This window comes from Nocardia xishanensis NBRC 101358 (assembly GCF_001613365.1).
GTDB classification, from domain to species: Bacteria; Actinomycetota; Actinomycetes; order Mycobacteriales; family Mycobacteriaceae; genus Nocardia; species Nocardia xishanensis.
This window is the reverse complement of sequence record NZ_BDCF01000029.1, coordinates 25932-35546: the sequence shown is the minus strand read 5'-3', so window position 1 is coordinate 35546 and position 9615 is coordinate 25932. Positions and strand designations below refer to the sequence as shown.

Genomic DNA, 9615 nt, shown 5'->3' with positions numbered 1-9615 from the left:
CGCGTCTCGATGATCGAGATCCCGCAGGATCTGAAGTGGCTCGGCTGGCTGGTCGGCGTCGACCTTCCCGAAGGGAACGAGGACCTCCTCTTCGCCATCGGTGATGCCTGGATTCAGGCGGCGAAAGCGATTGCCGCGCAAGTCGATCCGCTGACACAGGTGCGGCGGCGAGCCGGCGGCGCCTACCGGGACGGCGCGGGTGCCGAGACCATCTCGGCCCTGTTCACCGATCTGCTCGACGGCGACAGCTCGCTTGCCGCGCTGGCTTCCAGTTACGACGAACTCGGCAGTGCCGCGTTCGATTTCGGCACAACCGTGCAGGCGGCGAAGCTGACGATGATCGTCTCCTACGTGCTGCTGGCCGCGGAGATCATCTGGGCGTGGATGTTCCCGCCGACCGCTCCCGCCGTGGAGGCCGCTGCCGTCGCCGGTACCAGGTCGGCGCTGCGGCGGGTCGAGGATCTGGTGATCACTCGGATCGAGCAGATGATATTGCGGGCCTTCGGCACCGTCGGGCAGCAGGCGTGGACCAAGCTGGTGGTGAAGAACCTGGCTACCTATGCGGTGAAAGGCGCTGTGTCGGGCGGGCAATCGGTGCTGGTGGACGCGACCATTCAGGGCGGTCAAGTAGCCGCGGGTACCCGGCGCGGATTCAACGGCAACCAGGCACTGCTCTCGTTCGGAGCGTCGTTTGCCGGTGGCCTTTTCGGCCGACCGGCCGCGCACTGGGGCGGCATCGGTTTCGACGCCTCGATCGGCAGGCTCACCAACCGCCTCGGTCGTGCGGCGGACGTCGGCCGGGGTGCCGCGATCGGTGCGTTCGCCGGTGCGGTCGGTACGATCGGCGGTTCGATGGCCACCGCGATGAACAGCGGCGACTGGCAGGGGGCGTTCACCGCGAGCGGTTTCGGCCTCGGTGCGTCGGGTGGCGCGTTCCGTGGCGCGGTGGCAGGTGGCGCCCGCGGTCTGTTCCACCTGAATCGCACGCCGGGAAGCGCGGCGCGCACCGGTTTCCTCCGGCACTTCCAGCTCGACGCCGAAGGGAATGTGTACCTCCCGGCCAGCCGGGCCGCGGCCGTCGGTGGATCGGTGACCGACCGGCCCATCGAGCGGCCTGCGCCGGTAGCGCGGCCTTCAGTCGACCGGTCGGTCGAGTCGACGCCGCGACATCAGCGCAGGCTGCGCGAACTCGATCGCCAGGACGCGGCCAACTTGCGCGAATACCACCGGCAGGTGCGCGCTGCCCAGCCCCAATTACAAGCTCAGCCTCCCGAACACATCGAGAATCAGCCGCGGGCCCGCGCACTCGGGGCGCCGGACGGGACGGAATCAGCCGACCGTCAGCCGCGGTGGGCGTCCCGTATGGCCGACCGAGCCCAAGCCATGCAGGATCGGGCCGATGCGGCCCAGCTGAGCGCCGATCGCGCGCAGACGGGCGCCGATGCCGTCCAGCGGCGGGCCACCATGCAACAGGTAAGGGCGACAACGGAGGACAACGCCGCCGTGGCGGCGCGGACGCACACCGAACAGGCACAACGGCAGCTGCGCACCGCGGAATCCCGCCTGGAAGCCCTGCGCGCGACCGACACCCCCGATCCGCGGCGTATAGATCGAGCCGAACTACAGGTCGCCCGCGCCCGCGTCGAGCTCGCGAGCGCCGAGTTCGAGCAGGCCGCCGCACGTCTGCGGGCCGACGCACACCAGCGCCGGGCCGACGAATTCCAATCTCGCGCAGACGAATCGCAGCGCAGGGCCGATCTCTATCAGCTCCGCGCCGACGACCTGCGCATGGTGCGGGTCGATCCGGATGTGATCAACCGCGGAGCCGATGCCGAGGCCAAGCCGACGGTGCGCCCGATCGGCACGGAGCACAGCTGGTGGCAGCGGGCTTTGCTACGCAGCGAGCAGGTGGGCAAGGAGTACGGCAGCGGCGGACCGGGAACGGACCACTACCAGGCCAAGGGCACCGACCTGCGCGCCAAGACTCGCCCCAAACTCGAGCGGTACCACCAGCCGGAGATCGCACCGTACACCGCGCCCGCGGCACCCGATCCGAGTGCGTGGGGACTACCGCCGTACCTCGACAACTCCGCGGAACCCGCGGATACCGAGCACCCGGAAGATCCGGAGGGGCCAGAGGATGCAGAAGATCCGGAATGCACGCGATAGCCGGGCGGGCCTTGGCGGCTCGCTTGCCGAAACCCACCATTCGCACAGTGTTTCAGCCCTGGTTGCCCGCACGTACTGTCCTCGACGACTGTCATGACAACAGTTGTTCGCATGCAGCAGGGCATAGCGGTCGAGTCGACAGCGGACCTGCATTCCGCCGCGGTGGTGATGGACAGTGTGGCCGATGCGGTCGGTCGAGCGGTGCGGGTCCTCTCCGATACCCTCACTCTGCTCGGCGATCCGATCTCGGTGCAGTGCAACGGAAGTGCCCCGCAATCCGAAGCCGTCGTCACCGCGGGCAGCGGTGACAGCCCGTCGTGGGGCACCGACTCGTACGGCAAGCAGTTCGCCGATGGCGATTCCGGTTACGTGAAACTCAGCGTCGGTCTGCTACAGGGCGGTTTCGACCTGGCGCACACTCTCTCGGCATTCGCACACGGAATGCGCAGGGCCGCAGGCGATCTCGACAGCGCCGAAGCGAACGCCACCGCCGCTTTCTCCTGAGGCCCGGCCTATCCCGTCAGCTGGGGGCGGGCAGATGGCAGACCTGGATGAGGTCCCGCCCCCGCGTGCGCGACACCAGCAGGCCACGCCCGGGCGGATACTGGGCCGGGCGCACATCGCCGAGCAGTACGCCCTCGTCCTTCGGAGTGCTCATCAGGATGCCGTCCACCGACATGTCCTTCATCGGGCCGAGCACGGGATCGTAGAGCGCGCGGGCCGCGCCACCGGAGCGGCGGGCGATGATCACGTGCAGACCGATGTCCCTGGCCTGCGGCAGCAGATCCATCAGCGGTAGCAGCGGATTGTTCGACGCCACCATGTCGTAGTCGTCGACGATCACGTACACCTCGGGCCCCGTCCACCAACTGCGCTCACGCAGCTGTGCGGGGGTGATGTCGGCGCCGGGCAGGCGCTGGGAGACGAATCCGGCGACCTCTTTCAACGTGGGTACCGAGGTCTGCGCCGACGTGGAGTACCCGGCCAGGTGCGGGCCGTCGATCGCGCCGAGCATGGTGCGGCGGTAGTCGACCAGGATCACCCGCGCCTCGTTGGGGTGTGAGTTCTCCACGATGCCCTGCGCGATGTTGCGCAGGAGTGTGGTCTTGCCGCAGCCCACGTCGGCGAACACCAGCAGGTGTGGCGACTCCTCGAAGTCGAGCACCACCGGCGCCAGCTCCGATTCGCTCAGCCCGATCAGCACCCGCTTGCTGTCCAGGCGTATGTCCAGTCCGCGCGCGGTGGCCAGCACCTGGTCGCGGTCGAGTTCGCCGGGCAGCATCCGCACCCCGGGCGCCTGCCGGTCGCCGTAGAACTCGGCGAGTTCGGCCTTCGCGGTGGCGATTCCGTCGGAGAGAGTGTCCGGGTTCACGTCGGTGTCCAGGCGGGGGAGGGCGATGAGCATGTGCAGCTTGTCGCTGGTCATGCCGCGGCCCGGACGGTTGATCGGTACGTTCACCGCCGCACGGCGATCCATCTCGGAGTCCGACGGATCGCCGAGGCGCAGCTCGATCCTGGTCCCGATCTGATCCTTCACATTGGGCCGGATCTCGGCCCACCGGTTCGCGCCGAGCACGACATGGATTCCATACGACAGCCCGCGGGCGGCCAGGGCGAGCACCTGGCCCTCGATCAGGTCGAACTCCTCCCGGAAGGCGGCCCAGCCGTCGATCACCAGGAACACATCACCGTACGCGTCGGCGGCGAGCGGCCGGGTTGCCCGCTCCTCGGCGGGCAGCTGCGCCAATTCGGCCTTCAGCTTGCGGAAATCGCGCATGTTCTCCACGCCGAGTTCCAGGAAGCGGGCCTCCCGCTTGCGCAGCAGCACGCTGAGTTCGGCGACGGTGCGCCGGACCCGGTCGCCTTCCAGCCGCCCGGCCGCCGAACCGACGTGCGGCAGTCCGTTGAGCGCGGCCAGGGTGCCGCCGCCGAAGTCGAGGCAGTAGAACTGCACCTGTTCGGGGGTGTGTGTGGCGGCGGCCGAGAGGATGATGGTGCGCAGCGTGGTCGACTTGCCCGACTGCGGTCCACCGACCACCGCGACATTGCCCTGGGCGCCCGCCAGATCGATGGCGAGCACCTCCCGCTTCTGCTCGTACGGCTTGTCGACGATGCCGATCGGCAACCACAGATTGCCGTTCTGGTTGGCTTCCGAACGCCAATCTTGTTCGGGCAGCATCATATCCACGGTGGGTGAGATATCGAGCGGCGGCAGCCACACCTGGTGCGCCGGCCTGCCGTGCCCGGTGAGCCGGTCCACCACCACTTGTAGCAGTGACCGTTCGGGTGCGGCGGGCGGTGTCTCACCGAGGAGTTCGCTGAGATCGGGCAGCTCCACCGGAATCGGTTGCTGCTCTCGCTCCTCCGTGTTCGATTCGACGCGCGCGACAGCGGCGGCGGTGAACAGGTCGACCACCCCGGCCGCGACCGCCGGACCCGTAGTCCGGCCCGCGACCGGCGGCACGTACGGCCCCGACACATAGGTCGTGTTGAACCGCAACGGATCCGATGAATCGCTCTTCAAATAGCCGGCGCCGGGCTGGGCGGGCAGGTGGTAGGCGTCGGTGATGCCGAGCACCTGCCGGGATTCGCCCGCCGAGAAGGTGCGAAGGCCGATCCGATACGACAGGTGTGAGTCGAGGCCGCGCAGCCGGTTCTCCTCCAACCGCTGCGACGCGAGCAGCAGATGTACCCGCAGAGAGCGGCCGAGGCGTCCGATCATCACGAACAGCTCCGCGAAATCTGGTTTCTGCGAGAGCAATTCGGAGAACTCGTCGACGATGATGAACAGCGCGGGCAGCGGGTCGAGCGGTGCGCCGCCGGCGCGGGCCTTCTCGTACTCGGTGACATTGGCGAAGTTGCCAGCCGCACGCAGCAGTTCCTGCCTGCGGGTCAGTTCGCCGGCCAGCGCGTCCCGCATGCGGTCCACCATCGAGAGCTCTTCCTCGAGGTTGGTGATCACCGCGGACACGTGCGGCAGCGGGTCGAGTCCGAGAAACGTCGCGCCACCCTTGAAGTCGACCAGCACCAGGTTCAACAGATCGGGGGAATGGGTGGTCACCATCGACAGCACCAGGGTGCGCAGGAACTCCGACTTGCCCGAACCCGTCGCACCGATGCACAACCCGTGCGGGCCCATGCCGTTCTCGGCGGATTCCTTGATGTCGATCTCGACTCGAGTGCCGTCCGGGGTGACGCCGATCGGCACGCGCAGCCGCTCGCGGGCCGACCTCGGCCGCCACACCGCGTCCGGGTCGAGGGTCGCCGCGTCGGCGACGCCGAGCATCGCCATCAGACCTGGGTCGGTGTTCGTCTCCGCACCGAGGTCGACGACCTGCGCGCTGGTGGCGATCCGGTAGCGCGCCACACCGCGGGCGAAGGTGGCGGCGACCGCCAGGCTCACTCGGTCGGGTCCGGCGAAGTTCTCCACGGAACCGCCGGTCCTGGCGCCGATCACCGCTTCCTCGACCACCAGCTGCAAACCACGCCGGACCGCGAGGCCGGTCTGTGGCGCGGTCATGTCGAGCACGGTCACCGAGTCGAGCCCGGCATCGCTGATGGTGCGCTCGGAACCGCTGACGTAACCGTCGTCGATCACCACGACCAGGTGTAGCCTGCCCGGCGTCACCGGCGCGTTACGCAGGAACCGGCCACGTTCGAGCAGGTCCTCCGACAGCGAGGTCTCCAGTTCCGACAGCGACTCGTAGAGCATGCGCGCCGACCCGATCCGGTCGGTATCGCGTGGATGCTGCAGGTGCGGTAGCCACTTGGTCCAGCTCCACGCCTCGGCGTCGAGGTCGGCGGTGACGATCGCGAAGATCATGCTGTCCGGACCGTGAAAGGTGGCCAGCTCCATCAGCATCGATCGGACCAGTGCGCGGCCGTGCTCGCGCGGCCCCTCCACGTTCACCGCGGGGAACGCGCGCAGCGAGATGGCGGTCGGCAGGCCGTGCACCACCGAGTGCGTGCGGACGAAGCGGCGCAGCGCCACCGTCGCCACCGGTTCCAGATCCTCCAGCGGAACGGTTTCGGGCCGGACCAGTTTGGTGGCGAGGCGATGGCTGCCGATGCCGATCCGGACGTGCGCGAAGTCGGGGTCGCTCGGCCTGCGTTCCCACATCCTGCGGGTGCCGATCAGCGCGTGCAGGTCGATCGGGTGTGGATGGCTCCAGAACAGCGCCTCGCGCTGGGCGGTGCCGGTATTGCGGACATCGCGGCGCAGCTGGTCGAGGTAGCGGAAGTAGTCCTTGCGTTCCTCGTTCAGCTCGGCGGCCTTCTTCCCGCCGCCGCCGGTGCGGCTGGCGAACATGCCGACCATCGACATCAGCATCATCATCGGGAACATCATGGTGAGCGGGTTGGTGAACATGGACCGGCCGCCCATGGTGAACATCAAACCCATCATGCCCACCATGGCGACCACCATCACCACCGGAAGCAGCCGCTGCCACAGCGGTGCCGGGATCGGCGCGGTGATCTCCGGCGGTGCGTTGAGAATTACTTCGCCGCCTGGCGGCCGTGGCGGTGCGATCCTCGCCAGTCGGATGAAACCCTTTGTGCCCATCGGCAATTCCTTCGGTTAGTCGTCGCCCGGTAACACGAGGGGCTTGCGCTGTTCGCGCCGGAACGGCATGGACATGACGAGCACGATCGCCAGCAGCGTCAGGCAGCTCACCGCGCCCGCGATGCCGATGCGGCGCGGCCACGGGCTCACGAACGCCGGTGACGTCGGGCCCGCTATCGGAATGCCTTGCGCCGGATCACCATCCGAGGCGGGCGGCACTACCGCGGTGAGCGCGGCGACCGGGTCGATAAGGCCGGCCCCGATGCGAGCGTCGTGGCCGCTGCCAGGGGCATGCGCGGTGCGGATGATGCGGTCCATCACCTGCTGGGCGGAGAGCTCGGGGAAGCGGGCGCGCACGAGGGCGACCAAGCCCGAGACATACGCGGTGGCGAAGCTGGTGCCGTTCACCGGCGCCACCTGGCCATCGGCCTGCGGGGTGCCGTTGACCAGCCCCGTTCCGCCCGGATTGCTGTCCAGCGACATGAGATTGCTGCCCGGCGCGGCGACGGAAACCCACGGCCCATACAGGGTGAAGGCCGATGGTGATCCGTCGGGCTCCACCGACGCCACCGACAGGACATACGGGGCGAACCAAGCGGGCGTCGCGATCGTACTGACCGCATCCCACCCGGCAGTGCCGTTCTGGCTCTTGCACGCACCCTGCTGTTGCAGATTGCCCGCCGCCGCGACCACGACTACGTTGCGGTCGTAGGCGTATCGCAGCGCGGCGCCGAGCGCGCCGTCCACCGCGTCGGTACCGGCCGGCCTGCACGAGACCGCGGAGAGATTGATGACCGTGGCGCCACGATCGACCGCGTGTACCACCGCACTGGCGAGTGTGTCGACGGTGCCGTAGCCGCCCGCCGACATCCCACTCGTATCGTCGGAGCGGTAGCTGTTCTTGGCTTGGTAGGCAAGGCTGGTCTGGCGAATGGTGAGGATCGAGGCCTCGGGCGCCACACCGGAGAAGCCGTCGCTGCCATCGGGTGCGGGCCGAGCGGCGATGATACCGGCGACCAGGGTGCCGTGCCCGTCGCAGTCGGCGGTGCCGTCGGAATCGGAGACATAGTCACCGCCCGGCTGTACCGACAGCCGCGGATGCGGGCTGACGCCGGTGTCGATCACCGCGACGGTCTGTCCCTCGCCCCGGCTGAACTGCCAGGCGTGCTCGAGCCGGAGAATCTTCTGCACCGCGGGTATGCCGACTGGCGCGGGCCCGGTCCAGATCGGTTGCGAGCACAGCAGCCGCTGCTCCGACGGAATCGGCGGTGCGACCGGTGCGTCCGTGACCAGCGCTCCAGGATCGATCATCGGCGGCGGCACACCGAGCGCGTCGCAGGCGGGCGCTATCGCCAGTGTCATCGTCAAGGCGACGACGATGGCCGACCGGCTCACTACGTACTCACGCATTGCGGGCGATGGCGTAGATATCGAGAATCCAGAAAACGAGCGGACCGATGAAGCAGATCAGCGCGTATTCGACGATCTCGCCTGCTCGCTGCACGACCGGTGACACTTCCATGTTCGGCCCGGCCACCCCGATCAGCATGGCCAGCCCCGCGACGAACAGCAGCGCACCCGCGGCGGGCAGGGCCAATTCGGGCACCCGCACACCCCACAGCACGATGGGCACGATCAGGGCCGCGCAGCCACCGGCCACCAACACCGCCGCCTGCGTCAGGTCGGCGAAAGCCCTGCCCCGCCTGGCGAGTACGACACCGACCGAGGCGGCGAGCGCCGCGCACTGCCAGCGATGGTCGGTCGCCGAGGCGACGGTGACGATCGTCGCGAGCACGGCGACCGCGACGATGCCGAAGATCATCCCGGACTGGAAGTCGTTGGCCAGCCGGGCCCGTGCGCTGAGGCCGACCGCCGAGGGGAGGGCGGTCGCGCCGATCGCGCCGATGCCTTCGATGGTCGGACGCGGTTCGTGATCACGCGGGTCGATGACTCCGCCCGCGGTCGGCACCGGCGGCACCGGCAGCCGCGCGGCCGCGACCGCGATCCGCGGGGCGAGAGTGATGCCGAGCAACGCGACGACGATGATCCCCGCCGCGATCTTCAACGGTGCGACACCCCAGATCGTCACCATGCCCGCGGCGGCGGTGCCCAACGCCGCGATCGTGATGACACCGGTGAACATCGTCGAGCGTACCGGGATCGCCCGCATCGTTATCACCGCGAGCAGCAGGGTGGCGGCACAACCGAGCAGCAGATGCGGCGAGCCAGGGCGGCCCGGCACGAATGCCGCCGCACCACTTCCCGACAGGAGCAGACCACATAAGGCCAGCACGGTGGCGGGTGCGGTGGCCGTGTATTTCCTGGCGACCAAACCGGCGCCGACCAGGACGAGCACACCGATGCCGATACCCGCCGATCCGGCCAGGACTCCCCAGCCGCGGGCCGCGGCGAACAACAGCAGGAAACACATGCCGACCACCGCCGCGATAGCGCCCGCCATCCCGGCTCGGCCCGCCGATTCGCCCGACCAGCCGCGGAAGGAATCGTCGGTCAGCCGGGCGACCGCGTCGATCACATCATCGAACAGCGGTGGCGACTCGACCGAATCCACCGCGCGCAGCACCAGCAGGTCGCCGTCGAACACCTCGGCCTCGGTCAGCGTGCGTTCCGGATCGATCGCCGTCTGGCCGGGCATGGCCAGGGTCCAGTGCTGGGCGGCGAGCGGCCCGTTGTCCTCGTGCTCGGACAGGTCCGGATTGCGAGAAGCGATGAGCGCCACCACGTCCGGGATGAAATTCGCGATCGGAACATTGGCGGGCAGCACCACATCCACCTGGGTATTGCCGCCGATCACCGAGACGCGGCACAGTTGCGGCTCGATCGCCGTGGACTCCATCACCTTCGGGAAATTAACAACGGAG

5 protein-coding genes are annotated in these 9615 nt (G+C 68.7%); 2 read left to right on the top strand and 3 right to left on the bottom strand.

Going from position 1 to position 9615, the window contains the following annotated elements; translation table 11 throughout:
- Window positions 1-9 precede the first annotated feature (9 nt).
- Window positions 10-2169: a WXG100-like domain-containing protein gene (locus tag NX1_RS21850; RefSeq protein ID WP_068062625.1), complete on the top strand. Its 2160-nt coding sequence runs from the start codon at window positions 10-12 to the stop codon at window positions 2167-2169.
- A gap of 111 nt (window positions 2170-2280) precedes the next feature.
- Window positions 2281-2673, top strand: coding sequence for a hypothetical protein (locus NX1_RS21845; RefSeq protein ID WP_068062622.1), 393 nt, complete (start codon window positions 2281-2283; stop codon window positions 2671-2673).
- Window positions 2674-2689: 16 nt separating this feature from the next.
- On the opposite strand, the gene eccCa is transcribed toward NX1_RS21845, so the two are convergent.
- The 3 genes from eccCa to eccD are packed head-to-tail and all read right to left on the bottom strand — an operon-like array spanning window position 2690 to window position 9590.
- On the bottom strand, window positions 2690-6733 hold the full coding sequence (eccCa, locus tag NX1_RS21840) for a type VII secretion protein EccCa (protein WP_068062619.1): 4044 nt from the start codon (window positions 6731-6733) through the stop codon (window positions 2690-2692).
- Window positions 6734-6748: 15 nt separating this feature from the next.
- Window positions 6749-8143 carry a type VII secretion-associated serine protease mycosin gene (gene mycP, locus NX1_RS21835; protein WP_084501652.1) on the bottom strand — a complete coding sequence of 465 codons (1395 nt, stop codon included), beginning with the start codon at window positions 8141-8143 and terminating at the stop codon, window positions 6749-6751.
- On the bottom strand, window positions 8136-9590 hold the full coding sequence (gene eccD / locus NX1_RS21830) for a type VII secretion integral membrane protein EccD (RefSeq protein WP_084501651.1): 1455 nt from the start codon (window positions 9588-9590) through the stop codon (window positions 8136-8138). Before eccD ends, mycP begins: the two co-directional genes overlap by 8 nt.
- Window positions 9591-9615 lie beyond the last annotated feature (25 nt).

Excerpts from the sequence above, each read along its gene's own strand:
- NX1_RS21850 (WP_068062625.1), top strand. The coding sequence starts at position 10 with ATGATCGAGATCCCGCAGGATCTGAAGTGGCTCGGCTGGCTGGTCGGC.
- NX1_RS21845 (WP_068062622.1), top strand. The coding sequence starts at position 2,281 with ATGCAGCAGGGCATAGCGGTCGAGTCGACAGCGGACCTGCATTCCGCC.
- eccCa (WP_068062619.1), bottom strand. The coding sequence starts at position 6,733 with ATGGGCACAAAGGGTTTCATCCGACTGGCGAGGATCGCACCGCCACGG.
- mycP (WP_084501652.1), bottom strand. The coding sequence starts at position 8,143 with ATGCGTGAGTACGTAGTGAGCCGGTCGGCCATCGTCGTCGCCTTGACG.
- eccD (WP_084501651.1), bottom strand. The coding sequence starts at position 9,590 with ATGGAGTCCACGGCGATCGAGCCGCAACTGTGCCGCGTCTCGGTGATC.